This window comes from Dankookia rubra (assembly GCF_004355005.1).
In the GTDB taxonomy this organism is placed as follows: Bacteria; Pseudomonadota; Alphaproteobacteria; order Acetobacterales; family Acetobacteraceae; genus Paracraurococcus; species Paracraurococcus ruber_A.
This window is the reverse complement of the sequence record NZ_SMSJ01000014.1, coordinates 1-24,114: the sequence shown is the minus strand read 5'-3', so window position 1 is coordinate 24,114 and position 24,114 is coordinate 1. Positions and strand designations below refer to the sequence as shown.

The following is a 24,114-nucleotide window of genomic DNA, read 5'->3' as shown; positions in this document are numbered from 1 at the left end:
TCTGTCGGGTCCTGGCGCGGGTGTGTTCACGCGCGTTGCCCGGTCTTGGCCTCGGCGCCTGCGGCGCACGCGCCCGACCGCGGCAGCCGCACCGTCACCCTCAGGCCGCCGCCCTGCCGGTTGGCGACCGACACCGTGCCGCCGTGGGCGGCGATCACCTGCCGGGCGATGGTCAGGCCAAGCCCCGAGCCGCCGGTGCCGCGGTTCCGCGACGCATCGAGGCGGTGGAATGGCTCGAACACGGCCTCCTGCTCCGCCTCCGGGATGCCGGGCCCGTCGTCCTCGATCCAGACCGTCGCGTCCTTCGAGACGTCCGAGAGCGTGACGCGCGCGCCGCCACCGTACTTGACCGCGTTGTCGATGAGGTTGGCGAAGGCGCGCTTGGCCGCCAGCGGCCGGAGCGACAGCACCGCCCGGTCGGGCCCGGCGTAGGTCACCGAGGCGCCGCGGTCGGACGCATCGTCGCTGAGGGTGCGCAGGATGGCGGCGAGGTCGGCCTGCCGCGGCTCCTCGCTCTCCGTCTCTCCCCGGAGGTAGGCGAGCGTCGAGCCGACCATTCCCTCCATCTCGTCGAGGTCGGCGTCGATGGCCCGCTGCGCTTCCCCGTCGTCCAGGAAGCCCGCGCGCAGCCGCAGCCGCTGGATCGGGGTGCGCAGGTCGTGGCTGACGGCGGCCAGCGCCTGCGTGCGGTCGGCGACGAGGCGGTGGATGCGCGCCTGCATGGCGTTGAAGGCCCGGGCGGCCTCGCACACCTCGCGCGGCCCGTCCTCGGGCAACGGCACCGGCGCCGCGCCCCGGCCGAAACCCTCCGCCGCCTTTGCCAGGCGCCGCAGCGGGGTGGTGATCCAGCGGACCACGAGGACGGAGGCGAGCACGATGCCGAACGCCATCGCGGTGAGCGAGGCGACCGACGCGTGGGTAGGGACCGGCGCGAGGTCAGGCGACGGGGCGGCGAAGGAGACCCAGCTGCCGTCCGCGAGGCGCATCGCACCCCGGATGCGCCGCGGCCCGCCGTCCTCCGCCGGGGCGAGGCCGAGACGGAGGTGGAGGCCCGCCAGGTCTGGCGCGCGCTGAACCAGCCTGGCGCGGAGCGGCGCCAGGGCCGCGTCGTCCGCGGCTGGGTTCGCGGCGGCGCGCCAACTCCAGTCGGCCTCGAAGGCGGGTGTGGAAAGAGCGCGCGCGGCGGCCCCGCGCAGCTCATTCGGCAGGGCGCCGAGGACACGGGCCGCCATCGCCGCATGGTCGGCCACGTGGACCTCGCGCGCCTCCTCCAGGGCGTCGCGCACCCCCCGCTCCAGCAGCCAGACGCTCCCGAAGTGGAACACCAATAGCCCGGCGAGGAGGGCGAGCGAGGTCCTGCCCGCCAGCGTCGCTGGCGAGAGCCACACCAGCGCCCTTTTCCAGCCCGGTGCCTGCCTCAAGCGAGCCGCTCCACCTGCGGGAGGAACATGTATCCCGAGCCCCGGACCGTCTTGATCATCGCGGTCCCGCCCTCCCCCTCGAGCTTCCGGCGCAGCCTGCTGACCAGCACGTCCACGCTGCGGTCGTTCGGGTCCGCCAGCCGCCCGCGCGACAACTCCAGGATCTGGTCGCGCGCTAACACCCGATGCGGGTGCTCCAGGAAAGCGAGCAGCAGGTCGTACTCGGCCCCGGAGAAGTCCACCACCGCGCCGCCGGGGGCGAGCACCTCCCGCCGCGCCGTGTCGACCGTCCAGTCGTCAAAGCGCAGTTGGCGGGCACCGCGGTGCGCCGCCGCCTCCTCCGGCCCGGCCGCCGTCGGGCGGGCGCGGCGCAGCACCGCGCGGACGCGCGCCAGCAGCTCCCGCCGCCCGAAGGGCTTGGGCAGGTAGTCGTCTGCCCCGAGCTCGAGGCCGAGGACGCGTTCCGCCTCCGCCCCCTTGGCGGTCACCATGACCACCGGCAGCGAGGTTTGCTCCCTGCGGAGTTCGCGCAGCAGGTCGAGGCCGGACTCGCCGGGCAGCATCACGTCGAGCAGGATGAGGTCGACCTCCGCGTGCCGTAGCGTCTCCCGCATCTCCCGGCCGTCGCGGACACCGGTGGCGCGGAAACCGTTCTCGCGCAGGAGCCTGCCGATGAGGTGGCGCATCGGCGCGTCGTCCTCGACGACGAGGACGTGCGCCTCCGGCGCCAGGCTGGGTCGGCCGGGCGGCTCCGGGGGCGAGCCTCCCCTGCGGGCCGCGTTCATGCCCGGCCAGGCCGCCTCGCTCCAGCCCTCATCAGACATCGAGCCTTTCGCCCGCGAAGCCCGCGTCGCGCAGCGCGCGGGCCAAGCCGTCCGCGTCCGGCGCGCCCGCCACCGAGACCTCCCGGCGCCGCAGGTCCACCTCGACCTCGGCCCCGAGGGCCGCGGTGCGTAGGGCGGCCTGCACCGCCCGGGCGCAGCCGCCGCAGCTCATGTTCGGAACCCTGAAGACAACCATGCCGACCTCCATCCGGCCCTCGAGGTGGACCCTGCCATGGAGGGAAGGTCAAGCTCGGCGCTGGGGCGAGGGCGCCTCGTACATGTTTTGTCGCATTTCCGGCGGCGCCCTGGGGTCCACTCGGGCGGCGACCGCGGCGGGACACGGCTGCGGGCGGGGCGCCGGTCCGGCGGGGCCCGGACCGGCGCACGGGCCGCTACGCGAAGATGTACCAGGACCCGACGTCGCTGATGCCCTCGACAAACTGCGGGGTCGGGAACATGAAGTCGCTCTGCCGCAGGTTCCCCTTGGCCACCCCGAGGAGCAAGATCGAGCCGTCCGCCCCACCGACGTGGTCCACGTCCCAGGAGACCTTGGCCCCGAGGCCGGTGTCCTCGACCGTCACGTCCTTGGCGTCGACGTCCATGAAGGCGATGTGGTCGAAGAGGCCCTGCGCCAGGCCGGTCGCGCGGAAGTCTAGCACGACGTCGTGGCCGCTGTCCCGCGAGACCATGAAGGCGTCCGAACCCGCGCCGCCCAGGTAGATGTCGTCGCCCTTCCCGCCGTTGAGCATGCCGTGGCCTTCGCCCTCGGCGAGCCAGTCGTTGCCGTCGCCGCCCATCAGCTCGTCGTTCTTGGCGCCGCCCACCAGGGTGTCCTTGCCCTGGCCGCCCTCGAGCTGGTCCGGGCCGTCGCCGCCCGACAGCAGGTCGTTGCCCTCGCCGCCGTCGAGGACATCGTCGCCGCCCTTGCCGAGCAGGATGTCGTCCCCCCCGCGCCCGAAGATCTGGTCCCAGTCGCCGCTGCCGACCAGCAGGTCGCCATGCTCCGTGCCTATGGCGGCCGCGTACATGTCGAAGGCGATGGTGTGGGCGGGGTCGCCCTGGCCGGGAACCAGGCTCTGGTCCGCCGCGGGCAGGGCACCGGTGATTTCCGGCCCGGGCACGCTCGTGCTCGGGCGCTCCTCGACGGGCCTGTCCGGCGCGCGGGCGCCCGGCGGCAAGTCGGGCTCGTTGTAGAACATGAAGTCGTCCTGCGAGAGCTCGGACTTCTGCACGCCCTCGAGCAGCACGGATCCGCCGTCCCAGCTGATCTTCACCCCGGCGGCGGTGTCGTTGATGGTCAGGTTTTCCCAGCGGATTTCCTCGAGGGCGATGTGGTCACCGACGCCGGGTCCGGCGGTGAAGTCGCGAATGACGTCGTCGCCCGAGCCGTGGCGCACGATGAAGGCGTCCGGCCCGGGGCCGCCCACGAGGGTGTCGTTGCCCTCCTCGCCGTCCATGCTGCTGTGGCCGGGGCCCTCATCCAGGTAGTCGTCGCCCGGCCCGCCCATCAGGGCGTCGGCGTCCGCGGCGCCGTAGAGGGTGTCGTTGCCCCCGCCACCGTGCAGGTGGTCCATGCCGGGGCCGCCGGAGAGCAGGTCCGGCCCCTCGCCGCCCATCAGGACGTCGCCCTCCGGGCCGCCGCCGAGCTGGTCCGCGCCGCCGAGGCCCCAGAAGTGGTCGGCCGCGTCGGTGCCGCCGAAGCTGTCCGCCCCGTTGCCGCCCACGGCTAGCTGGTGGTCCGGCATGCCCACGAAGGAGGTCGAGAACTGCTCGCGCTCGGTCCGCTCGGTCGCGGTCCCGCCTCCCAGCACTCGTTCAGCCAGTTCGAGCAGTCCATCCGCCATGCTGTGCTCCTCCGATCAGTGCTGGGACCGCGCTGGGGGCCGTGGCTATGCGGGGCGCGGCGGGCCGAGAACAACGGTGTGCCCGTCAAGGTTCGGGCCGCGTTTATGACGTAGTATGTCAACGTGCCGCCCCCGAACCGGTGTCGCGCGACCCCGGATCTCAGCGCCTGCCGCATTACGAAGTATGTCCCGGCGCTGCTCGCGCGTTGCGGGCGGGGAGGGCGCGGGCCAGCTTTCCGCGCTGATGTGGAAGCCCCGGATGGCCAAACCGCCACCCGGGGTCGGAGGTGCCGGGATGATGTGGATTTCGCGATTCTGGACCGCGTTGCGGCAGCTGTCGCTGGCCGGGGCGGTGCTGGTGGCCGTGGCGGCGCCCGCGCTGGCGCAGCGGTACGACCTGACGCTCGAGGAGCGGGTGGTCAACGTCGACGGTACCGACCGCCCGGCGGTGACGGTCAACGGCCAGTTCCCCGGCCCGCTGCTCCGCCTGCGCGAGGGCGAGGAAGCGGTGGTCCGGGTCACGAACAGGATGGACAAGGAAAGCAGCATCCACTGGCACGGGCTGATCCTGCCCGCGTCGATGGACGGCTCCCCGGGTTTCAGCCCGGGCTTTACGCAGGGCGTCGGTCCCGGGCAGACCTTCGAGTACCGCTTTCCCGTCCGCCAGGCCGGGACGTACTGGTACCACGCCCACAACCTCGACCACGAGCAGCGCGGCCTCTACGCGCCCATTGTCATCGAGCCGCGCGAGCCCGAGCCCTTCCGCTACAACCGCGACCACGTCGTCCAGCTCTCCGAGTGGACCGACGAGCGGCCCGCGCGCGTGCTGCAGAACCTCAAGCGCGACCCCGGCTACTACAACTGGAACCGGCGCACCTTGGTCGACCTGCTGCGCGACCTAGGGCGGGCGCCGAGCGGCGAGGCGCGCCGCGCCATCGTCCGCGACCGGCTCGACTGGGCCGAGATGCGGATGGATCCGACCGACATCGCCGACATCACCGGCGCGACCTACCGCTACTTGGTCAACGGCTTCCGCCCGGAGACGCCCGCGACGCTGCTGTTCCGCCCGGGTGAGCGGGTGAGGCTTCGGCTCATCAACTCCGGGGCCATGACCTACTTCGACGTGCGCATCCCGGGGCTGAGGATGACCGTCGTTCAGGCCGACGGGAACAACATCCGCCCTGTGGTCGTCGACGAGTTGCGCATCGCCGTCGCCGAGACCTACGATGTCATCGTCGAGCCGCGCGAGGATCGGCAATACCAGATCCTTGCCGAGACCATGGACCGCACCGGCTGGGCCAGAACGCGGCTGGCGCCGCGCATGGACGCCCCGGTCGAGCCCCTGCCGCAGCACCGCCCGCGCCCGGTCCTCACCATGACGGACATGTTCATGAACCCCGGCCCAACAGGCCTCGACCGCGGCACGCCGCGGCCGGAGCGGGACCAGCCGGGGCATGTCTGGCCGTCCTCCGGGATGAGCCACGGCGACATGTCCGGGACCGGCGGCGGCCAGATGCAGGGACAGGCGGCACCCCCGGGCGGCCAAGCCATGGACCACGCTGCGATGGGTCACGGCGGCACGGGTTCATCCACCCCCATGGGAATGAACCACGCGGCGATGGGTCACGGCTCTCCGGGCGCCGCTGGCGCGCACGGCCCCGGCACCCTGGCCACCACCACCGCGGGCGGCATGCAGGCGCACGCGGGGCACGGCGGGATGGCGATGGCCGACCCGGTCGTGCAGGACACCGGCGCGCCGCCCGGCGCCCGCGTGCTCTCATACCGCGACCTGCGCCCGCTGCGCCCCGACCCGGAGTGGCGGCCCTACGACCGCATCATCGAGGTGCGGCTGACTGGGAACATGGAGCGCTACATCTGGTCGATGAACGGCAACGAGTTCTGGCGCGCCCAGCCCATCGTCGCCCGGCGCGGCGAGCGCCTGCGCATCCGCTTCACCAACGAGACCATGATGAACCACCCTATGCACCTGCACGGGATGTGGATGGTCCCTGACCTCGGCAACGGCGCCTTCAACCCGCGCAAGCACGTCGTCAACATCAAGCCTGGGACGTCGCTCGACGTGGACGTGCTGGTCGACGCGGAAGGCGATTGGGCCTTCCATTGCCATCTGCTCTACCACATGGAGTCCGGCATGATGCGGATCTTCCGCGTCACCCGCGACGGCGCGCCCGTCGCGTCCGCACAGCAGCCCACGCCGGTCGCCATGCCCGCTGGTCACGACCACTGAGCGGCGGGAGACCAGCATGATCTCCAGCACGTTGAAGGTCGCGGCGGCGGGCCTGCTCGCCGCCGCGCTCTCCTCCGGCTCGGCCTGGGCGCAGACGCAAAGCGGCCACGCCGATCACGGCGCGCTCGCGGCGACCGCTACGAACCCGTCTCCCGCCCCGGGAGGAGGACTCCTCGCTCCTGAGACGCACGGCATCGACGCCGGGCACCCGCCGCTCTACTTCGGCGCCGTCCTGCTCGACCAGAACGAGATCCGCAGCAACGGCCGCGGCAGCCCCATTTACGCCTGGGAGGGCTCCGCCTACTACGGTACGGACTACCACCGGGCCTGGGTCAACACGCGCGGCGAGACCAACCGCGACCGCGGCGGGTTGGAGCGCGCGGAGGTGCAACTGCTCTACTCCCGTCTGGTCGGCTACTACTGGGACATCCAGGGGGGCGTGCGGCACGACTTCCGCATCAACCCGTCCCAGGGCACGCCGTCGCGGACCTACGGGATGGTGGCGCTGCAGGGGCTGGCGCCGGGCTTCTTCGAGGTGCAGCTGCAGGGCTTCTTCGGCGAGGGCGGCGTCTTTCTCGCGCGGGCGGCCGCGTCCTACGACCTGCTCATCACCAACCGCCTCATCCTGCAGCCCGAGGCGGAGCTGAACTTCTCGACCGGCTGGGACCGCGACGCGCTGATCGCGCCCGGGCTCTACCGTACGGAGGTGGGGCTGCGGCTGCGCTACGAGATCACCCGCGAGTTCGCGCCGTACATCGGGTACTCGTACGAGAGCTTCAACGGTGGCTCGACCGGCCTCAACCGCCGCATCGGCGAGAAGCCCTCGCAGTCAACCGTGGTGGCGGGCATCCGCATCTTCTTCTGAGCCGTGGGGCAGTCCGCCTTACAAAGCATTGCCGTGGCGCGGAGCTCCGTTGCCGCTACGTCGTCGGGCGGCCAATCCTGTTCGAGCGGCGCACCGGCTTGCGGTGCGCGACAAAGTGGAGATCCCCAATGACTAAGAAGTTCGCCGTGCTCGCCGCGGCGGCCAGCGTCGCCCTTCTGCTCGGCGCGCACGCTGGTGTTGCGCAGCCCGTTCTGACGCCCCAGGGCGGTGGCGCTTACGAGATGGACCACGGCCTCATGGGTGGCACCCCGGTTCCCAGGCAGCACCCGGGGACAGCGGCGCCAACGCTCTCGGCGCAGGGCGACGGCTACGAGATGGACCACAGCCTCATGGGCGGCGCGAACCTCGGCAGTCCGTCCGGCGGCATGATCGTCGGCAACTCCGGCGACGGCGGACCGGAGGTGCGCCACTAGGGCGGCGCGCCGACCCACGGGTAAAACGGCCTCGGGGGCCTTGGGCGTGGGCGCCGCGTTGCGAACACGGGCCCATGCCGGACGACGGAGGACGCATGCGCAGGTTGACCACGCTTTTCCTTGCCGCGGCGGCGGTCTCGCTGGCGGCCTGCGCCGGGGCGCCGGGCGGCATGTCGCGGGCCACGGCTCCGGCCCACGCCACGGGCGGGGGCCTGGGAGGCGTCCCCCAGGCCACCTCCGCGGCACCGGCTGCGCCGTCCGGCCACGACCACACCCAGGCGGACCGGCCGCACGTCCATTGACGCGCCGTCCCGCCCCGGGGTGGGCCGCCGCGCTCCTGCCGCTGCTGTTCCTGGGCGCCTGCGCGGCGCCCGACCTGCGCGGCCGCCCGCTCGCCGCGGTGCTTGAGGCCAGCGCCAGTGCGCCGCGCCTGGCGTCCTGCCTGGCCGAGGAATACGCGGGCGGCCCCTTCCGGCTGGAGGTGGACACCGTCGGGACGGGCATCCGCATCACGGCGCTCGGGATGCCCGGGAGCTTGGCCCCCTGGCGGCGCAGGCCCCGCTTTGAGATCGAGGTCGCCGAAGCGGGGCGCGGAACCGCCGAGGTAGTGCTGCGGACAGTGCCGACGCTGCTCGGCCCCGAGGCGGAGGTCGACAGGCTGCGGCGCCGCGTCGCCGCCTGCGCCGACGCTCCGTCAGGAGCAGCATTTCGAAGTATTGCTGGCGCCCGCAGGGCGGGCCTCCACGTCTTGCCCGTCGCGTTGGGCAGGCGCCATTCCATCGCCTGAACCGCCGCGTCGCGCGGCGGCCCTTCGACACAGACCGAGGTCCGAGATGACTGGTTTCCATCCCCGGCGGCGCGTCCTTTTCGCCGTGTCCGCCCTTGCCCTGAGCCTCGCCGTGGTGGGCCCCGCGCTGGCGCATTCCGAGGTTCACCACTCCGAGCCCGCCGACGGCGCGGTGCTCGGCTCGGCCCCGCCCGCCATCGTCCTGATGTTCCACCAGCCGGTGCGGGTGATGACGCTGCGGCTGCTGGACGAGGCGGGGCACGAGAGGAAGCTGGCCCGCGAGGGCGCGCGCACCGCCGCGGTGCAGGAGGTCCGCGCCACGGTACAGGACCGCCTGGCGCCCGGCGGCTACCGCGTCGAGTGGCGCGGCGCGTCCGAGGACGGCCACGTCGGCGGCGGCGCGGTCGCCTTCCGCATTGAGCCCGGCGCCCGGTGATCCTCGCCCTGCTACGGACGGGGGAGGTCGGCTGGGGCGGCCTCGCCGTGGCGCTGCGGGCCGCCTACTACGCGGGGAGCCTCGGCGGCGCGGGCCTCGCCTTCTTCGCCCTGCTGTTCGGTGCCCGCCGGGAGGCCGTGGACGGCGCCCGGCTGCGGCGCTGGGCGGTGGGCGCCGCCCTCCTGGGCCTGGTGGCGGGGGGCGGCGTCCTGGCCGCGCAGGAGGGCGAGCTGACGGGCGGCGAGACCCTCCTCGACCCCGAGGTCTGGGGCGTGGTGCTCGCGTCCCGCGCGGGCGCCTCCTACGGCCTCGGCGGGGTCGGCCTGCTGCTCGTAGCGTCGCTGGGCCTGGGACCGCGCTGGACGGTCCCGGCGGCGGCCGGGGGCGTCGTGGTCTGCGCCAGCTACACGCTCCTCGGCCACACCACCGAGCTCGCCCCGCGACCTCTCTTCTCTGGCCTGCTGCTGGTCCACCTTCTCGTGGCCGCCTATTGGGTCGGTAGCTTGCTGCCGCTTGCCTGGGCGGCCCGGCGGGACGGCTCGGGGGCGGCGCGCCTGGTCGAGGACTGGGCCCGCGTTGCGTCCGCGGCCGTGCCGGTGCTGGTGGCTGCGGGCCTGCTGCTCGCCTTGCGGATCCTCGGCGGGGTCGGCGAGCTCCTCGGCTCCTGGTACGGCTGGGCGCTCCTCTCCAAGGTTTCCCTGGTGGCGGTCCTGTTCGGCTTCGCGGTGTGGCACCGCTTTCGGCTGACCCCGGCGCTGGCGGCCCGCGCGCCGGGGGCGGGGGCGAGGCTGGCTCGCTCCGTGGCAGCCGAGGCGGTCGTCGCCCTGCTGGTGCTCTGGGCGGCCGCCGAGATGGTCTCGACCTCGCCGGGCGGCATGCAGGGCATGGGCTGAGCCCGGTGAAGCCGCCGCGGCGCCTTGAACCCAGCCCGGCTTCAGCGTTAGGCAACCTCCATGCACACACACTCGATGGAAACCTGGCGGCACGGCCACACCTTCGGCCAGGACCGCCCCCGCGGAGGTGAGCGGCGGACCCTGCTTGTGCTCCTCCTCACGGCGGCCACGATGGCGGTTGAGGTCGCGGCCGGGCTGGCCTTCGGCTCCGTCGCGCTCCTCGCCGACGGGCTGCATATGGGCTCGCACGCCGCCGCCCTCGGCATCAGCGCCTTCGCCTACGCGTATGCCCGGCGCCACGCGGCCGACCCGCGCTTCGCCTACGGCACGGGCAAGGTCAACGCGCTCGCCGGATACACCGGGGCTGTCCTCTTGGCCGCCTTCGCGCTGGCCATGGTCTGGGAGAGCGTCACCCGGCTGCTCGCCCCGGTGCCCATCTCCTTCGGCTGGGCCATCGCCGTCGCGGTCCTCGGCCTTGCGGTCAACGCAGCCTCGGTCCTCATCCTCGGCGCCCACGACCACGGCCACCACCACGGGCATGGCGGCAGTCACGACCACGACCATGAACACCACGCCCACCACGACGAAAGCCATCACTACCACGGCCATGAGAACGGGCACGACCTGAACTTGCGCGCGGCCTACCTCCACGTCCTGGCCGACGCCCTGACCTCGGTGCTGGCCATCGCAGCCCTGCTGGCGGGCCTGTTCCTCGGCGCGTGGTGGATGGACCCGCTAATGGGCCTCCTTGGCGCCGCACTGGTGACCCGCTGGTCCTGGGGGCTGCTGCGGGACACCAGCCGCATCCTGCTTGACCACCAGGCGCCGGAGCCAGTCCTGCGGGCGGTGCGCGAGGCCATCGAGGGCGTGGCTGACAATCGGCTCTATGACCTGCACGTCTGGTCGGTAGCGCCGGGCGCTTACGCCGCCACCCTTGGGGTGGTGACGCACACGCCGCGCCTGCCGGAGCACTACAAGGCGCTGATCCCAGCGGAGCTTGGAATCGCGCACGTCACGGTCGAGGTGCAGGAATGCCGGGACGCGCCTTCTCTACGCGGGCGCGCGGCCTGAGACGATTCCAGCTCCCGGCCACAGTCGGCACTCAGCTCCGAACACGGAGAGGCACGCTGCCCTGGATCGACACCGACTCCCCGGGCACGCGGGCCTCAAGGACCATGGTCCAGCTCCCGGCCATGGGCACCACGGAATGCACGAGGTAGACGCCGTTGTCCTCCTCGACAGTGGCGACCGGCGGCGTACCGACGCCCTCGACCATTAGCGTCGTTATGATCTTGGCGTTGGGCATGGACATCTCGAACTTGTGGTTGGTGATGACGGCGCCGGTCACGGGGCGGCCATCCGGGAGGTGCACCAGGAGCACCCTGACTTCCGCGTTCGTGCTCGGCCTCACCTGCTGGTCGAGCACCTGGAATTGGTAGTTCCGCGATGCTTCCGAAATCCCCGCGCATCCGGCGACGAGGGCGGCCAGGACCGCGGACCGTAAGAGGACGAAGACACGCCGCATGTGTGAGTCTTCCTGTTCGTGAGCCCCGACAATGTCGTCATCCGGAGGTCGGCCGATCCGCCCCGGTAGGGCTGCCTAGCCGCGGGAACCACGCTGGCACCCGGGCCGCGTAGCGGTCGTACTCGGCTCCGAACTCCCGGCGCGTCTCCCTCTCCTCGGCGTGGGCGAGGTGGACGTACATGCCGACCAGTACCGGGAACATCGTCAGGGTCAGCAGCGTCGGCCACTGGAGTAGGAAGCCGAACATGACAGCGATGAAGGCGACGTACTGCGGGTGCCGGACATGGGCGTAGGTCCCCGACGTCGCCAGCCGATGCTCCCTCTGGGCCTGGTAGAGCACGTTCCAGGCCGAGGAGAGCAGCAGGAAGCCACCGCCGATGAAGGTGTAGCTCAGGGTGTGCAGCGGGCTGGAGTGCGGGTCGCCCTTGACGCCGAAGAGGGTCCACCAGAGGTGTCCGGCGTCGTGCGACAGCAGGTCCACGCCCGGGTAGCGCGCCTGCAGCCAGCCCGAGAGCAGGTAGATGGTCAGCGGGAAGCCGTACATCTCGGCGAAGAGCGCTACGATGAAGCCGCTGAAAGCGCCGAAGCAGCGCCAGTCGCGCGGGGTCCGCGGCTTGCCGAAGCTGAGGGCGAAGACGATGAAGACCAACGAGTTCAGGACGACCAACGTCCAGAGCCCGTAGGCGGGCGCGTCGTGCGTCATGACGCGCCGCCCTGGACCCTCCCGGGCCCCTCGGCGTCCTGCGCGGCACGCCCGTCCGCTCGATGGTGCCCCTGGTGCCCACCGTGGCCGTGGTGCATGAACAGGTGCATCAGCGGGCAGGCGAGCAGGAGCAGGTAGGGCAGCGCGCCGAGCGCGTGCTCGTAGTGCTCGCGCAGGACGTAGAACGCGGCGACGAGGCCGAACCCTAGCAGGGCCACGCCGCCCCGGGTGCGCCACCAAGGTGTCTGGGGTTGGTCGTGCATCTCGCACCTCCGTTGCGCCCACCGTGGACCCGGTCGGCGGTGGCCACCTTGATTCGCATCAATCCTGGCCCGCAGACCTGCCGACGATCTGTGACGTTTCATTGCTGAGGCCCGGTGCCGTTGGCGCTTCTCGCCAACTGAACGCCAAGGCGATCAGTGGCTTGCGCGCCTCGGCCGAAGCGCCCGCCGGACGGCGCCCCGCAACGGACGGCGCGCGGACAGAACCCCTCCTGCGAGGGGCGTGTTCTGCACCGCGACGTGTGGAGCGCGGCTTCGCCGCGCGGGAGCCCCGTCGCCCCGGCAAGGAGACCATCGCATGCGCGCCCAACAGATGATCGCTACGCACCCCCACGTCAGAGGCAGCACGAACGACGCGCTCATCCGCTGCTTGGAGGAGTGCTACTCCTGCGCCCAGACCTGCATCTCTTGCGCCGACGCCTGCCTCGGCGAGCAGATGGTCCAGCAGCTCACGCAGTGCATTCGCCTGAACCTGGATTGCGCGGACGTCTGCGCCGCCACCGGCTCCATCGCAACGCGGCGCACCGGCTCGAATGAGGAGATCATTCGGCAGATGCTGAAAGTCTGCGAGATGGCCTGCCGCCTCTGCGGCGAGGAGTGCGAGCGCCACGCGGGCATGCACGAGCACTGCCGGGTCTGTGCCGAGTCCTGCCGCCGCTGCGAGCGGGCCTGCGCCGAGGCCATCCGCAGCATGGCCGCCTGACCCGGCGCCGCGCTCAGTGGCGTGCCCAGACCCAGTCGGCCTCGGGTGCCCCGAACGCGACGACCTCGTAGGGCGTGCCCTGGATGTCCATGCCCGGCGAAGAGGGCGGCATGCCCGGGGCGGACAGCCCCTTCGCGCGCGGCCGCTCCGCCAGCAGACGCCGGACGTCGGCCGCGGGGACATGCCCCTCGACCACGTAGCCGTCCACCACGGCCGTGTGACAGGACCACAGCGCCTCGGGGACGCCGCTGGCCGCCTTGACCGGCCGCACGTCCGCAACCTCGCGGACGGTAACGTTGAACCCGGCATCCCGCATGTGCCGGACCCACCCCTCGCAGCAGCCGCAGCTCGGGTCCTTCCAGACCTCCACTTTCACGGCCGGGGCAGCCCGCGCCGTGCGCGCCAGGCCGAGCGTGACCATGGCGGCCAACGCCAAGCGGAGCGCGCTCCGCCTGCCCACCATCGGCTTCAGGGTATCTCCGCTACTCATTGCATCATCCTCCCGCGTCATTCTCGTCGCTCCTGGCCTGCCTGGCGGCGGGCGGGCCAGCCGTCCGACCGCGCCCGGGCACACAGCCCGCCCGCCTCCTCAGCAGTGCTCCGCGGGAACGCTCGCACGCGCCGCCTTGCGGCTCGCCGGGGCCCTGCGAGACTTCGCCCCGCCGCCCGCCAAGTCGCGCAGGATCGGACATTCGGGGCGGTGGTCGCCGTGGCAGGCGTCCGCCAGCTCCTGCAGGGTGTCCCGCATCGCGGTCAGCTCCAGGATCTTGGCCTCGAGCTCGGCGACGTGGTCGGCGGCGACCCGCTTCACGTCGGCGCTCGACCGTCCGCGGTCGTGCCAGAGGCCGACCAGCAGCTTGATGCGCTCGATGGAGAGCCCGAGGTCGCGCGCCCGCCGGATGAAGCGCAGGGTCTGCACGTCGTTCTCGGTGTAAACCCGGTAGCCCACCTCGGTGCGGACCGCCTTTGGGATGAGCCCGATGCTCTCGTAGTAGCGGAGCATCTTGGCCGACACGCCCGAGGTCGCCGACGCCTGCCCGATGTTCATGCTGGCCTCCGTCCAGAGCCGCCCGGGGGGCGGTTTTGTCCCAAGGTGGGGTTTCCCACCGTGGTAAGGTCAAGGCCGATATGGGGCTGTGGGCGCCTCCAATGAAGCCCTTGACCCTCCCACGGTGGGAAGCACCACGTTGCGCCCATCGTCGGAACCAGCCCGCGCCGAAGCGGACCAACGCGGAGACGGCAGCATGAGCGGTCAGCACTCAGGCCACGGACACGAGCACCACCACCATGGTCCGGCTTGCGGCCACCATCACGGCCCCGGGGGCCACGGCCATGGCGACGCGGCCTTGGTTACCGACCCGGTCTGTGGGATGAAGGTGGACCCAGCCACCTCGAAGCACCGCATCGAACACGGCGGGACCACGTTCCACTTCTGCTCCGCCGGGTGCCGGACGAAGTTCCAAGCCGACCCGGAGAAGTACCTGAAGCCGGAGAAAGCTGCCGCGCCGACCGCGGCGCAGAAGGCCGCCATCTACACCTGCCCGATGCACCCGGAGATCCGGCAGCAGGGGCCGGGCAACTGCCCGATCTGCGGCATGGCGCTCGAGCCGCTGGAGATCACCGCCGAGGCCGCGCCGAACCACGAGCTCATGGACATGACGCGGCGTTTCTGGATCGGTCTGGTCCTGACGCTCCCGGCTGTCGTCTTGGAGATGGGCGGCCATATCCCCGGCCTCGGCCTCCACCACCTCGTCTCGCCGAGAGTGTCGGTCTGGATCCAGTTCCTGCTCGGGACACCCGTCGTGCTCTGGGCCGGGTGGCCATTCTTCGTCCGCGGCTGGCAGTCGGTCGTGAACCGCAGCCTGAACATGTTCAGCCTGATCGCGCTCGGGACAGGGGCCGCCTATGCGTACAGCGTCGTGGCAACGCTCGCGCCCGGCGTCTTTCCCGAGGGCTTCCGGAGCATGGACGGCACCGTGGCCGTCTACTTCGAGGCGGCCGCGGTCATTACCGTGCTCGTCCTGCTCGGCCAAGTGCTGGAGCTGCGGGCCCGCGAGGCGACTGGCGGCGCCATCCGCGCCCTGCTGAACATGGCACCAAAAGTGGCGCGGCGCCTCAAGGAGAACGGCGAGGACGAGGAGATCCCGCTGGCCGACGTCCAAGTGGGCGACCGCCTACGCGTCCGCCCGGGCGAGAGCGTGCCGGTGGACGGCGCGGTGCTGGAGGGCGGAGGCGCCGTGGACGAGTCCATGGTCACCGGCGAATCCCTGCCAGTGGAGAAGGCGCCCGGCTCCAAGGTCATCGGCGGCACGGTGAACGGCACCGGCGCGCTGGTCATGCGGGCCGACAAGGTCGGCTCCGACACCATGCTCTCGCGCATCGTGGCCATGGTGGCCGAGGCCCAGCGCAGCCGGGCGCCCATCCAGCGCATGGCCGACACAGTGGCGGGCTGGTTCGTCCCAGCCGTCATTGCGGTCGCGGCGCTGGCCTTCGTCGCTTGGGCGGTCTGGGGGCCGAGCCCCGCGCTCTCCTACGCCCTGATCGTGGCGGTCTCCGTGCTCATCATCGCCTGCCCCTGCGCGCTGGGCTTGGCCACGCCCATGAGCATCATGGTCGGCGTCGGCAAGGGCGCCGGTGCGGGCGTGCTCATTAAGTCGGCCGAGGCTCTCGAGCACATGGAGAAGGTCGACACGCTGGTCGTGGACAAGACCGGCACCCTGACCGAGGGCAAGCCGAAGGTCGTGGCCGTGGTCCCGGTGTCCAGCCTGACCGAGGCCGAGGTGCTGCCTCTGGCGGCGAGCCTGGAGCGCTCGAGCGAGCACCCGCTCGCGGCGGCGGTCGTCGCCGCGGCCAAAGAGCGCGGGGTCGAGATGCAGGAACCCGTCGACTTCGCCTCGGTGACCGGCAAGGGCGTGACCGGCACGGTCGGCGGGCGCCGGGTCGCGTTGGGCAACGCCCGGCTGATGCAGGAGCTCGGGGTGGACCTGGGCGAGCTGGCCGCCAAGGCGGACGAGCTGCGGCGCGAGGGCGGCACCGCACTTTTCCTTGCCGTGGACGGCAAGCCGGGCGGCGTCATCGCGGTGGCCGATCCCGTGAAGCCGACGACGCCCGCCGCGCTGGCAAGTCTCCGCGCCGAGGGCATCCACATCGTCATGCTGACCGGCGACAACCGGACGACGGCTGAAGCCGTGGCGCGGAAGCTCGGGATCGACGAGTTCCAGGGGGACGTCTTGCCCGAGGACAAGCACCGCATCGTCCGGGAGCTCAGGGCGAAGGGAAAGGTCGTCGCCATGGCGGGGGACGGGGTCAACGACAGCCCGGCCCTGGCCGAGGCCGACGTCGGCATCGCCATGGGCACCGGGACGGACGTCGCCATGCAGAGCGCGGGCGTGACGCTGGTGAAAGGCGACCTCGCGGGCATCGCGCGGGCGCGGACGCTGTCGCGCGCGGTGATGCGAAACATCCGGCAGAACCTGTTCTTCGCCTTCGTCTACAACGCGGCCGGAATCCCGCTCGCAGCGGGCGTGCTCTACCCGTTCCTCGGCATCCTGCTCAGCCCAATTGTCGCCGCGCTCGCCATGGCGCTGAGCTCGGTGTCCGTCATCGGGAACTCGCTGCGCCTGCGGGCGGTGCGGCTGTGAGGCACCTATCGTCGGCTGCATGGGTAGCCAGGCACAGACTCGGGAACTCGAAAAGGCATAGAGGCAGCCTGGACTGCGCCCAGGGGGTTGACCTCTGCCATAGAGGGAAACCCCAGCTCGGTTGCATCTGCATTCAGGAGGTCGAAGATGAGTGAAGCCATGATACCCGAACGCCTGGCGCTGTCCGGCCAGGACCGAGATTGCACGGTCCTCTTCATTGGCGGCATGACCTGCGGATACTGCGCCAACGCCGTCCACCGGGCGCTCTCGCGGGTTCCCGGCACCATCAGCGTCGAGGTTGACCTTGCGGCGGGGTGCGCGATGGTACTGGGCAGTGCCTGCCTGGAGGACTTGCTCGTTGCCGTGACAGGGGCCGGGTACCGCGCTGTCATGGAGCCGGGCGGGTCGCCCGGGCGGGGGCCGAGGGCTGGCGGCTGCGGATGTAGCTGCTGAGCCATGATTCCTGCCTGGCTTCACGACCTCTCCATCGGCGCCTTGGTGATCGGGGCCATCTGCGCGTCTATCATTATCGCCGACGTCGCCCGATACCCCCAGCATATGGGCATCATGAACGTCGTCTGGCCGGTGACGGCGCTTTTCGGGACTGTCGTCACGCTGTGGGGCTACTTCGCCTGCGGGCGCCTCGCTACGCATGAGAGGGCGCACGCAGCCATGGAGCGCCACGAGGAGATGCCGAGCAAGCGGGAGACGCCCTTACCGGTGATGGTCGGCAAAGGCGCCAGCCATTGCGGAAGCGGCTGCGCGCTCGGCGACATCCTCGCCGAATGGCTGGTCTTCTTCGTGCCCGCCGTCGCCGTCTGGCTCGGCTGGCGCACCCTGTTCAGCGAGAAGATGTACGCCGTCTGGGTGGCCGATTACATCTTAGCCTTCGCGCTCGGCATCGCCTTCCAATTCTTCACCATCAAGCCGATGCGGAATTTGTCGGTCGGCCAGGGACTCGTCCAGGCGCTCAAGGCGGACACCCTGTCGCTGACCGCGTGGCAGGGGGTATGTACGGCTTCATGGCCTTTGCCAGCTTCTATCTCTTCCGCCACTTCCTTGGGGTACGGCTCGAGACCAACTCAGTCGAGTTCTGGTTCATGATGCAGATTGCGATGGTTTGCGGCTTCGTCACTTCCTATCCCGTGAACTGGTGGCTCATCCGTAAAGGTGTGAAGGAGAAGATGTAGATTCGCGCGGGCTGGAACGGGGTGCGAGACCTCGGATCGGCCCTAGAACCAGATCCGGGCGCCGAACACGAAGCGCAGATCGTGGGCTCGCTCGCCCTCGCGCCGGGCGAAGTCGGCCGAGTGTCCAAACCTCTCCTCGTAGGTGACCCCAACGTAGGGGGCGAACTTGCGGCTGATCTCGTAGCGCAACCGCAGGCCGGTATCGAAGCTCGACAGGCCGGATCCGACGCCGCGACCGCGGTCGTCCTTGCTGTAAAAGTTCAGCTCCGCCTGCGGCTGCAGGATGAGGCGCTGGGTGATGAGCAAGTCGTAGGAGCCCTCCAGACGCGCGGCGAAGTGCCCGCTGTCACTCGCGTAGACCGTGGCCTCCAGGTCGAACCAGTAGACGGCGAGGCCCTGGACGCCGAGCGCCGCCCAGGTCCGGCCGCGCGAAGAGTCCAGGTCCGTGCGCACCCCGGCCTGGAGGTCGAAATAGGTCGAGATCGCCCGGCCGTACAGGGCCTCCTGACGCCCGTCGCTCATGGTGCCGGTGCGGTTGACGTTGCCCTCGCTCTTCAGCCAGAGCCTGTCGTAGTCGGTCCCGATCCAACCCTGGCCCTCCCACCGGAAGCGGTTGCGGGAGCCGGTGCTGCGGTCCTCCAGCTGGTTGAGCAGGAGGTGGGAAAAGATCTGGTTGTCCGTGACCGGCTGCACTCCGCTCGCCGCCATCATGGAGCCCAGGTAGATCGGGGACGCGGTGCCGCCCTGCTGGGCGTGGGCCGCGGGGATGAACGTGGCCGCGAGGACTGTGGCCAGGGCTGAAACGGCGAGCTTGGCCGCCGGAGACCTTGCGCCTCTCATTCCACGACCACCGCGCGGAACATGCCCATCTCCATGTGGTAGAGGAGATGGCAGTGGTAGGCCCAAGCCCCGGGCTCGTCCGCGGTCACCAGGTAGCTCAGCCTCTCGCCGGGCTTGACGACGATGGTATGTTTGTAGGGGCGGTAGTTGCCGTGGCCGTTCTCGAGCTCGCTCCAGAGGCCGTGCAGGTGGATGGGGTGCTCCATCATCGTGTCGTTGATGAGGATGAAGCGGACGCGCTCACCGAGCTTGAGGCGGATCGGCTCGGCCTGGGAGAACTTGCGGCCGTCGAAGCCCCAGACGTAGCGCTCCATGTTCCCGGTTAGGTGGAGGACGATTTCCCGGGACGGTGGGCGCGGGTCGTCGCCCGGAATCACGGCCCGGAGGTCAGCGTAGGTTAGGACGCGGCGCCCGTTCCCGTCGAGGCCGTCGCCCGCCTCGGAAAGACGGTTCATCGGCATCATGGCTACGTTGTCCACCCCCGGCTGGCCCCGCAGCCGGGCGGCGGTCGGGTCGGGCGGCATGCCCATGCCCGGCATGCCGCCGCCCATGTTCATGCCCGCCATCGAGCCGTGCCCCATGCCGGGCGTGGGGGCGCCTCCCATGTCCATCCCGGGCATGCCGCCGCTCGCCGTGTTTCCTTGCGTCATGGCCGGTGCGGGCACCGCGGCGTGGCCGATGGCTCCTCCGCGGTCGCCGGAGGTCGGGCGGCGAGGGGCGCCGCGCTGGCCGTTCGCGCCGCCGCCGGCGCGGTCGGACGCCGCGCGGGACGTCGTGTCAGCGTGCCCGGTCATGCCGGACATGCCTCCGCCCATGTCCATGCGGCCCATGCCCATGTCGACCATCGTCCGGATCGGCCGGGGGTCCATGGGCGGGATGGGCCCGGCGATGCCGGGGCGAGTGGCCAGCGTGCCACGCGCGAAGCCCGTGCGGTCCATGGACTGCGCGAAGACGGTGTAGGCGCGGTCCTCGCGGGGCTGGACGATGACATCGTAGGTCTCGGCGACACCGATGCGGAACTCGTCGATTTCGACGGGCACCACGCTGTTCCCGTCGGCCTCGACGACCGACATCTTGAGGCCCGGGATCCGGACGTCGAAGAAGGTCATGGTCGCGCCGTTGATGAAGCGCAGGCGCACCCTCTCGCCCGGGCGGAACAGCGCCGTCCAGTTCGAGCCGGGCGGCTGGCCGTTGAGCAGGTAGGTGTAGGTGTAGCCCGTCACGTCGGCGATGTCGGTGGGGCTCATCCGCATGCGGCCCCATTGCAGGCGGTCCTCGATTGTCGCGCTGAGGCCGTGCCGCGCCACGTCGGCGAAGAACGTGCCGACCGTGCGCTGGTGAAAGTTGTAGTAGTCGCTCTGGAACTTGAGATTGCTGACGATGACCTCGGGGTTGTCGTCGGTCCAGTCCGAGAGCAGCACAACGTAGTCGCGGTCGAACGCGACCGGGTAGCCGTCCCGCGGCTCGACGACGAGCGCGCCATAGACCCCGGTCTGCTCCTGGAAGCCGGAGTGGCTGTGGTACCAGTAGGTGCCGCTCTGCCGCAGCGGGATGCGGTAAGTAAAGGTTTCCCCAGGCGGGATGCCCCGGAAGCTGAGCCCGGGGACGCCGTCCATGTTCGACGGCGAGCGGATGCCGTGCCAATGGATGGAGGTCGGCACGCTCAACCGGTTGGTCACGTTCAGCGTGACGGTGTCGCCCTGGCGCCAGCGCAGGATTGGGCCCGGGATGGACCCGTTCACGCCGGTTGCCACAATCTGGCGGCCGGTGACGTTCATCGGCGTCGGCTGGACGGCGAGGTCGAACCGGCTGCCGCTCAGCGTGGGCACTTGGCCGGGCGCGGCCAGTGCGGCACCTGGGCCGAGCGCGCCGAGGCCCGTGAGCGTCCCGGCTGAGGCTGCACCCAGCACGAAGCGCCGCCGCGTCAGGCCGCCAGCGCGTCTGGGCACGAGAAGGGATGGCTTCCCGAGCACGTCTCCGACTCCTTGCCGATGGTGAGGCGGGTGCCGTCCTCGCGTGTCAGCGGTTCGGCGAGACCGGGCCACGGGGCGCGCCGGACATGCCGCCCATCTGCCGGTCCATCTGGTCGCAGTGGGCCATCATCTGCTGCATGTCGGGGTTCATGCTCGCGCCCTGGCGCATCTGCTGACGCATCTGGGCGCAGTGCGCCATCATCTGCTGCATGTCCATTCCGCGCATGTCGTGTCCCTGCATGCCGGACATCCCGGACATGCTGTGCCCAGCCATGCCCGTGCCCGACATGCCGCCGGTCTGCTGCGCGGGCGGCGGGCTCTGCTGCTGAGCGCAGGCCGCGAGGGAGAGGCCGAGCGCCAGCGTGAGGCTGGTGCGAAGGATCCTGGTGTCGAACATTCGGTGCGTCTCCTTGGCCGCTGTCCCCGGCGCTGCCGGTGGGGCGCGGGGAGGACGGTTTCCACTACGAACGTCCGGACGCCAAGCCGGGACGGCACCGCCGAGTATTTCAAAGTATGTATGCGGCGCCGGGCCGGGGGCGCTTGACCCTCCCACGAGGGAAGGGCGCACGGTCTCCGGCGGTCTGAACGATGGAGGAGGAGCTGCCGCCACCCCCGAACCTGGAGGAGCAGATCCTGGCGGCGCTCGAGCGGGCCCTGGAGGAGGGGCAGACGGAGGCGGCTGAGCACCTGCTGCGCGCCTTGGAGGCCCTCTGCAGCGATGCGTCAGCAGGTTCGGTCCTGGCGGACGCGTACTTCGCGGCCGTCGGGGCGCACGCGCCAGGTCGGTCCCGCCACTGAAGGCAGTGGCCGCTTGTACGAAGGTTAACACCGGAGCGAGTTGGTGCCCTTTGATTCAACTTAGCGCGGAGGGCGAAGCTGATCCTGCGGCAGTGGGCCCGGAGGGGCCGCACGAGGCCGCAACGAAGTCATTGGTATGGTGACCCGCGGCCTCGGGGGCTGAGGCATTCGGCTTGCGTCATCAATGGATTCAGAGGCTTGCCCCTTGTGTGCCTCAGGGCATCTCAAATTAATTCGCAAAATCAGTTGCTTAATGGATTTGCTGCCCGATCGCGCTATCCTAATCGAAATGCGTCGGTCGTAATCGGTTTTCCACCATGCCCACGGCTTTCAGCACGCCCCGAGTCTTCCGCGAGCGGCTCGTGCCGTCGTCCGGGGAGCTTGTGGGCTACGCCGCACTGGTTCAAGCGTACAGTGTGGACGCCCCCGTCCGGCGCGCCTCGTGCGTGGTGCCGATTTTTATCAAAGAGGGGCGCCAGGAAGCTGCCGACTGGACCATCTTCGGCAGGCGCATGCGGCCGGAGCCCACCCTGGCGGGGCACCTGACCTTCGCGCTGAGGCACGAGGCCCTCGATCTCCTGCTGCTCAAGCGGATCTTCGACGCGATCCCGGCCGGGCAGATGGAGGAAGTGGTGGCGTCGGCGCCGACCGGTGCTTGGACCCGGCGGGCATGGTTCCTGTTCGAGTGGCTCACGGGACGGCGGCTGGACCTCCCGGACGCCTTGACGGGCAACTACGCCGACGCCATCGACCCCGAGGCTTACTTCGCCGCCCGACCCCGGAACTCGCTGCGGCACCGGATCCGGGACAACCTGCCCGGCACCCCGGACTTCTGCCCGATTATCCGCCGGACGGCGCTGCTCGAGGAGTTCATCGGCCGCAGGCTCGAGGAGCGAGCTAGGGAGATCACCGGACGGGCGGACCGGCGGGTGCTGGCCAGGGCCGCGAGTTTTCTCCTCTTGGCCGATAGCCAAGCCAGTTTCCAAATTGAGGGGGAGAGGCCCCCGAGGAACCGCATCGAGAGGTGGGGGCGGGCCGTCATGCAGGCGGGGCAGCGCCCGCTGTCGGTCGCCGAGCTTGAGCGCCTCCAGTCGGTTATCATCGAGGACGGGCGGCACGTCGCCCCCGGCATCCGCACGGAAGGCGTGTTCCTCGGCGACCGCATGTCGGACGGCAACCCGGTCCCCGAATTCATCGGCGCCCGTCCGCAGGACCTTCCCCGACTGATGGACGGGATCATCGCGGCGAACGCCCGGATGTCCGAGGACCGCCTCAACCCCGCGGTCCAGGCGGCAGCGCTCTCCTTCGGCTTCGTCATGGTGCACCCTTTCGAGGACGGCAACGGGCGCCTCCACCGGTTCCTCGTCCACCACGTCCTGGCGGAGCGCGGGTTCTCGCCGCCGGGCATCCTGTTCCCCGTGTCCACCGCGATCCTCGACGCCATCGAGGACTACGTGCGCCTCCTCAGAGCGCACTCCGGGCCGCTGATGGACCACATCGAGTGGCGGCCGACCGAACGGGGCAACGTCGAGATCGTCAACGACACCTTCGACCTGTACGCGTTCTTCGATGTGACCGACTTCGCCGAATTCCTCTGCGCGTGCATCGCCCGCACCGTCGAGGAGGATTTGCCACGCGAGATCGCGCACCTGCGCGCCTACGACCGCGCCAAGTCGGAGATCCTGAGCCTGTTCGACATGTCGGACGCGCGGCTGTCGCTGCTGATTCTATTTGCGAGACAGAACGGCGGCGTCCTGCCGAAGAGGCGCCGAGCCAAGGAGTTCAGCGACCTGTCCGACGACGAGGTCAGGGCGGTGGAGGGGATCGTCCAGGGGGCTTTCGACCTGCCCCAGGCCGCTCCCGAAGGCTCCCCGGGAGCGGAGCTGAAGACTTAGCGCGCCTTCCGCCGTCAGCATGCCGCGAAACCCGGGGCGGCGCCCTTTGAGCGCCCGACGCCTACTCGCCAGGCATTCCAATCTCTGCGCCATGCTCCGAGCCCGAGCGGGCGGTGCATTTCCCTCGGCGGCTGCTTCGCGGCCGTCACCCCGGCCGGGCCCGGCCTTTGTACATGAAGATCAGTAGCTTGGGACCCGCAGGTAGCTGGTCCTCAGGTCGTCCATCTCGCGGTTCAGCTGGCAGCCTCCTGTAGCGCACCCGGCTTCCTGGACACTGGGTTGCACTCTGCGGCGCACCTGGCGGTCTGGTCCAGCCACGCTGCCCGCATGTCGGTTAGGCTGCGGTGACCGCTCTTCCGAGGACTGGGTCCGCCACATATGGGCGGCCGGGTTCGAGGTTGTTGTCCGTGTCATGCCAAGGGGGGCCTCTCCGCCCCTGGCACGCCGCCCTCCTCGCCCGAGATGGATATGCCGGGCAAGCTCTACGACGTCGTCCTGTTCGGCGTTCCCGGCGGAGACCGGAACTGAGCCTGGCACTGAAGGGAAGCGAACATTAACGACCAACCCCGGCTGCCCTAGAGGCGATCCGCGGTGACATCGCTGCTTTTGACTTCGTCTTCGCCATGGTGGTCTTCGTGCTGCGCGGCGTGCAGCTATGCGGCTATCTGGCTTGTTGGCCGCGACGCTGCTGTCAATGCTGAGTTATTGATCCGGCCTGGGCGATCTTGAATCAAGCGGCGTAGCGGAAAGTCTTGTGCCCGAAGAAGCTGCGGACGCGGTCGGGCAGCTTCGACAGCCTGCGCATGTGGCCAA

Annotated in this window: 24 protein-coding genes and 1 pseudogene; 13 read left to right on the top strand and 12 right to left on the bottom strand. The window is 70.6% G+C overall.

Annotated features, from left to right (window positions below; genetic code table 11):
* Positions 1 to 26: 26 nt before the first annotated feature.
* The 4 genes from E2C06_RS13070 to E2C06_RS40285 form a co-directional block, all read right to left on the bottom strand.
* On the bottom strand, positions 27 to 1,388 hold the full coding sequence (locus E2C06_RS13070; protein WP_241671253.1) for an ATP-binding protein: 1,362 nt from the start codon (positions 1,386 to 1,388) through the stop codon (positions 27 to 29).
* A gap of 29 nt (positions 1,389 to 1,417) precedes the next feature.
* The gene (locus tag E2C06_RS13065; RefSeq protein WP_277751822.1) at positions 1,418 to 2,245 is read right to left on the bottom strand and encodes a response regulator transcription factor; all 828 of its coding nucleotides are present in this window, start codon (positions 2,243 to 2,245) and stop codon (positions 1,418 to 1,420) included.
* Positions 2,238 to 2,441, bottom strand: a complete 204-nt coding sequence (locus E2C06_RS13060; RefSeq protein ID WP_165982367.1) for a heavy-metal-associated domain-containing protein — start codon at positions 2,439 to 2,441, stop codon at positions 2,238 to 2,240. Before E2C06_RS13060 ends, E2C06_RS13065 begins: the two co-directional genes overlap by 8 nt.
* Positions 2,442 to 2,637: 196 nt before the next feature.
* Positions 2,638 to 4,089 (bottom strand): calcium-binding protein, encoded by a 1,452-nt coding sequence (locus E2C06_RS40285; RefSeq protein WP_133289047.1) that lies wholly within the window; start codon positions 4,087 to 4,089, stop codon positions 2,638 to 2,640.
* Positions 4,090 to 4,384: 295 nt separating this feature from the next.
* On the opposite strand from E2C06_RS40285, the gene E2C06_RS13050 reads away from it, so the two are divergent.
* The 7 genes from E2C06_RS13050 (at position 4,385) to dmeF (ending at position 10,823) form a co-directional block, all read left to right on the top strand.
* Positions 4,385 to 6,337, top strand: coding sequence for a copper resistance system multicopper oxidase (locus E2C06_RS13050; RefSeq protein WP_206664526.1), 1,953 nt, complete (start codon positions 4,385 to 4,387; stop codon positions 6,335 to 6,337).
* A 16-nt stretch (positions 6,338 to 6,353) separates the two neighbouring features.
* Positions 6,354 to 7,202 (top strand): copper resistance protein B, encoded by an 849-nt coding sequence (locus E2C06_RS13045; protein ID WP_133289046.1) that lies wholly within the window; start codon positions 6,354 to 6,356, stop codon positions 7,200 to 7,202.
* Between the two features lie 128 nt (positions 7,203 to 7,330).
* Positions 7,331 to 7,636, top strand: coding sequence for a hypothetical protein (locus tag E2C06_RS13040; RefSeq protein WP_133289045.1), 306 nt, complete (start codon positions 7,331 to 7,333; stop codon positions 7,634 to 7,636).
* 298 nt (positions 7,637 to 7,934) lie between these two features.
* Positions 7,935 to 8,423 (top strand): hypothetical protein, encoded by a 489-nt coding sequence (locus E2C06_RS13035; protein ID WP_133289044.1) that lies wholly within the window; start codon positions 7,935 to 7,937, stop codon positions 8,421 to 8,423.
* A gap of 85 nt (positions 8,424 to 8,508) precedes the next feature.
* Positions 8,509 to 8,859 carry a copper resistance CopC family protein gene (locus E2C06_RS13030; protein ID WP_165982366.1) on the top strand — a complete coding sequence of 117 codons (351 nt, stop codon included), beginning with the start codon at positions 8,509 to 8,511 and terminating at the stop codon, positions 8,857 to 8,859.
* Positions 8,856 to 9,752: a CopD family protein gene (locus E2C06_RS40280; RefSeq protein WP_133289042.1), complete on the top strand. Its 897-nt coding sequence runs from the start codon at positions 8,856 to 8,858 to the stop codon at positions 9,750 to 9,752. Before E2C06_RS13030 ends, E2C06_RS40280 begins: the two co-directional genes overlap by 4 nt.
* Before the next feature lie 60 nt (positions 9,753 to 9,812).
* Positions 9,813 to 10,823 carry a CDF family Co(II)/Ni(II) efflux transporter DmeF gene (dmeF, locus tag E2C06_RS13020; protein WP_133289041.1) on the top strand — a complete coding sequence of 337 codons (1,011 nt, stop codon included), beginning with the start codon at positions 9,813 to 9,815 and terminating at the stop codon, positions 10,821 to 10,823.
* A gap of 31 nt (positions 10,824 to 10,854) precedes the next feature.
* Here the strand turns inward: dmeF and E2C06_RS13015 are convergent, their stop codons facing one another.
* Genes E2C06_RS13015 through E2C06_RS13005 form a run of 3 tightly spaced genes read right to left on the bottom strand, consistent with a single transcriptional unit; the run spans position 10,855 to position 12,243 of the window.
* Positions 10,855 to 11,277, bottom strand: a complete 423-nt coding sequence (locus E2C06_RS13015) for a hypothetical protein (protein ID WP_133289040.1) — start codon at positions 11,275 to 11,277, stop codon at positions 10,855 to 10,857.
* A 37-nt stretch (positions 11,278 to 11,314) separates the two neighbouring features.
* The gene (locus tag E2C06_RS13010; protein ID WP_133289039.1) at positions 11,315 to 11,980 is read right to left on the bottom strand and encodes a methyltransferase family protein; all 666 of its coding nucleotides are present in this window, start codon (positions 11,978 to 11,980) and stop codon (positions 11,315 to 11,317) included.
* A complete protein-coding gene (locus tag E2C06_RS13005) occupies positions 11,977 to 12,243 on the bottom strand; it encodes a DUF2933 domain-containing protein (protein WP_133289038.1) in 267 nt (88 codons plus the stop codon). The genes E2C06_RS13010 and E2C06_RS13005 overlap by 4 nt, the downstream gene beginning before the upstream one ends.
* Before the next feature lie 316 nt (positions 12,244 to 12,559).
* On the opposite strand from E2C06_RS13005, the gene E2C06_RS13000 reads away from it, so the two are divergent.
* Positions 12,560 to 12,964, top strand: a complete 405-nt coding sequence (locus E2C06_RS13000) for a four-helix bundle copper-binding protein (protein ID WP_133289037.1) — start codon at positions 12,560 to 12,562, stop codon at positions 12,962 to 12,964.
* Positions 12,965 to 12,977: 13 nt separating this feature from the next.
* Here E2C06_RS13000 and E2C06_RS12995 read toward each other — a convergent pair whose 3' ends face one another.
* On the bottom strand, positions 12,978 to 13,454 hold the full coding sequence (locus E2C06_RS12995) for a DUF411 domain-containing protein (protein ID WP_165982365.1): 477 nt from the start codon (positions 13,452 to 13,454) through the stop codon (positions 12,978 to 12,980).
* Positions 13,455 to 13,553: 99 nt separating this feature from the next.
* Entirely contained in the window at positions 13,554 to 14,012 is a 459-nt protein-coding gene (cueR, locus tag E2C06_RS12990) for a Cu(I)-responsive transcriptional regulator (protein WP_133289036.1), read from the bottom strand.
* Between the two features lie 196 nt (positions 14,013 to 14,208).
* Here cueR and E2C06_RS12985 point away from each other — a divergent pair, with 196 nt between their 5' ends.
* From E2C06_RS12985 to E2C06_RS40590, 3 genes and pseudogenes are all read left to right on the top strand, one after another.
* Positions 14,209 to 16,605 (top strand): heavy metal translocating P-type ATPase, encoded by a 2,397-nt coding sequence (locus E2C06_RS12985; RefSeq protein WP_133289035.1) that lies wholly within the window; start codon positions 14,209 to 14,211, stop codon positions 16,603 to 16,605.
* 147 nt (positions 16,606 to 16,752) lie between these two features.
* Positions 16,753 to 17,058 (top strand): heavy-metal-associated domain-containing protein, encoded by a 306-nt coding sequence (locus E2C06_RS40780; RefSeq protein ID WP_206664525.1) that lies wholly within the window; start codon positions 16,753 to 16,755, stop codon positions 17,056 to 17,058.
* A gap of 3 nt (positions 17,059 to 17,061) precedes the next feature.
* Positions 17,062 to 17,795, top strand: a pseudogene (locus E2C06_RS40590) (DUF4396 domain-containing protein).
* 42 nt (positions 17,796 to 17,837) lie between these two features.
* On the opposite strand, the gene E2C06_RS12970 reads toward E2C06_RS40590, so the two are convergent.
* The 3 genes from E2C06_RS12970 to E2C06_RS12960 all read right to left on the bottom strand — a co-directional run bounded on the left by E2C06_RS12970 (position 17,838) and on the right by E2C06_RS12960 (position 21,005).
* Entirely contained in the window at positions 17,838 to 18,635 is a 798-nt protein-coding gene (locus tag E2C06_RS12970) for a copper resistance protein B (RefSeq protein WP_133289034.1), read from the bottom strand.
* The gene (locus E2C06_RS12965; protein ID WP_277751820.1) at positions 18,632 to 20,584 is read right to left on the bottom strand and encodes a copper resistance system multicopper oxidase; all 1,953 of its coding nucleotides are present in this window, start codon (positions 20,582 to 20,584) and stop codon (positions 18,632 to 18,634) included. The genes E2C06_RS12970 and E2C06_RS12965 overlap by 4 nt, the downstream gene beginning before the upstream one ends.
* A 70-nt stretch (positions 20,585 to 20,654) precedes the next feature.
* Positions 20,655 to 21,005, bottom strand: coding sequence for a hypothetical protein (locus tag E2C06_RS12960; RefSeq protein WP_133289033.1), 351 nt, complete (start codon positions 21,003 to 21,005; stop codon positions 20,655 to 20,657).
* A 191-nt stretch (positions 21,006 to 21,196) separates the two neighbouring features.
* Between E2C06_RS12960 and E2C06_RS12955 the strand changes: the two genes are divergently transcribed.
* Positions 21,197 to 21,406, top strand: coding sequence for a hypothetical protein (locus E2C06_RS12955; protein WP_133289032.1), 210 nt, complete (start codon positions 21,197 to 21,199; stop codon positions 21,404 to 21,406).
* Between the two features lie 317 nt (positions 21,407 to 21,723).
* Positions 21,724 to 23,301, top strand: a complete 1,578-nt coding sequence (locus E2C06_RS12950; RefSeq protein ID WP_133289031.1) for a Fic family protein — start codon at positions 21,724 to 21,726, stop codon at positions 23,299 to 23,301.
* Positions 23,302 to 24,114: the final 813 nt, after the last annotated feature.

Coding starts and splice junctions, on each gene's coding strand:
- E2C06_RS13065 (WP_277751822.1), bottom strand. CDS start 2,245: ATGTCTGATGAGGGCTGGAGCGAGGCGGCCTGGCCGGGCATGAACGCG.
- E2C06_RS13060 (WP_165982367.1), bottom strand. CDS start 2,441: ATGGTTGTCTTCAGGGTTCCGAACATGAGCTGCGGCGGCTGCGCCCGG.
- E2C06_RS40285 (WP_133289047.1), bottom strand. CDS start 4,089: ATGGCGGATGGACTGCTCGAACTGGCTGAACGAGTGCTGGGAGGCGGG.
- E2C06_RS13050 (WP_206664526.1), top strand. CDS start 4,385: ATGATGTGGATTTCGCGATTCTGGACCGCGTTGCGGCAGCTGTCGCTG.
- E2C06_RS13045 (WP_133289046.1), top strand. CDS start 6,354: ATGATCTCCAGCACGTTGAAGGTCGCGGCGGCGGGCCTGCTCGCCGCC.
- E2C06_RS13040 (WP_133289045.1), top strand. CDS start 7,331: ATGACTAAGAAGTTCGCCGTGCTCGCCGCGGCGGCCAGCGTCGCCCTT.
- dmeF (WP_133289041.1), top strand. CDS start 9,813: ATGCACACACACTCGATGGAAACCTGGCGGCACGGCCACACCTTCGGC.
- E2C06_RS13015 (WP_133289040.1), bottom strand. CDS start 11,277: ATGCGGCGTGTCTTCGTCCTCTTACGGTCCGCGGTCCTGGCCGCCCTC.
- E2C06_RS13010 (WP_133289039.1), bottom strand. CDS start 11,980: ATGACGCACGACGCGCCCGCCTACGGGCTCTGGACGTTGGTCGTCCTG.
- E2C06_RS13005 (WP_133289038.1), bottom strand. CDS start 12,243: ATGCACGACCAACCCCAGACACCTTGGTGGCGCACCCGGGGCGGCGTG.
- E2C06_RS13000 (WP_133289037.1), top strand. CDS start 12,560: ATGCGCGCCCAACAGATGATCGCTACGCACCCCCACGTCAGAGGCAGC.
- E2C06_RS12995 (WP_165982365.1), bottom strand. CDS start 13,454: ATGAGTAGCGGAGATACCCTGAAGCCGATGGTGGGCAGGCGGAGCGCG.
- cueR (WP_133289036.1), bottom strand. CDS start 14,012: ATGAACATCGGGCAGGCGTCGGCGACCTCGGGCGTGTCGGCCAAGATG.
- E2C06_RS12985 (WP_133289035.1), top strand. CDS start 14,209: ATGAGCGGTCAGCACTCAGGCCACGGACACGAGCACCACCACCATGGT.
- E2C06_RS40780 (WP_206664525.1), top strand. CDS start 16,753: ATGAGTGAAGCCATGATACCCGAACGCCTGGCGCTGTCCGGCCAGGAC.
- E2C06_RS12970 (WP_133289034.1), bottom strand. CDS start 18,635: ATGAGAGGCGCAAGGTCTCCGGCGGCCAAGCTCGCCGTTTCAGCCCTG.
- E2C06_RS12960 (WP_133289033.1), bottom strand. CDS start 21,005: ATGTTCGACACCAGGATCCTTCGCACCAGCCTCACGCTGGCGCTCGGC.
- E2C06_RS12955 (WP_133289032.1), top strand. CDS start 21,197: ATGGAGGAGGAGCTGCCGCCACCCCCGAACCTGGAGGAGCAGATCCTG.
- E2C06_RS12950 (WP_133289031.1), top strand. CDS start 21,724: ATGCCCACGGCTTTCAGCACGCCCCGAGTCTTCCGCGAGCGGCTCGTG.